General features: G+C 37.4%; 1 protein-coding gene. It reads left to right on the top strand.

Annotation, left to right across the window (positions count from 1 at the left end; translation table 11 throughout):
• Positions 1 to 30: 30 nt before the first annotated feature.
• On the top strand, positions 31 to 527 hold a 497-nt coding region (locus J7338_RS20595), incomplete at its 3' end, for a trypsin-like serine protease (RefSeq protein ID WP_210798836.1).

Genomic DNA, 527 nt, shown 5'->3' with positions numbered 1-527 from the left:
GGCTCTACTCTAAATAATCATGGACGAATTTTGAAAGCTGGGCTTCTCTTCTTTTTGTGTGTTTTTTCTATAGGTAGTCATGCAGTTATCAAAAGGCATGATGTTCCCGCTGAAAACTACTTATTAAATGATGCACCGGAATATCTCATTGACTTGCCTCACGAGGGGCACGGAGTATTAATTCATGAGCAATGGGTTGTCACTGTGGCACACACTATTTTTTATGACTATAGAGGTAAAGAGTTAAAAATTGGTTTAAACCACTATCAAATAGAAAACGTGTTTATTCACCCTGAATTTAAAAAACCGAGTAAAAGTCTATTAAGCGGTGATTTAGCACCTTTAATGAGCTTTTTAAAAGCCAGAAGCGACATCGCATTAATCAAGTTATCGAGCCCAGTAAGCAATGTTCAGCCTGTTAGTCTATATAAAAATACAAATGAGGCAGGCAAAGTAATCACTGTATTTGGTAAAGGCGCTACTGGTGATGGACTCAAAGGCGAAGTGCTTGAAACTAAATCATCAAA

This window comes from Pseudoalteromonas ostreae (assembly GCF_018069805.1).
GTDB lineage: Bacteria > Pseudomonadota > Gammaproteobacteria > Enterobacterales > Alteromonadaceae > Pseudoalteromonas > Pseudoalteromonas ostreae.
This window is presented reverse-complemented; position numbering and strand designations above follow the sequence as displayed.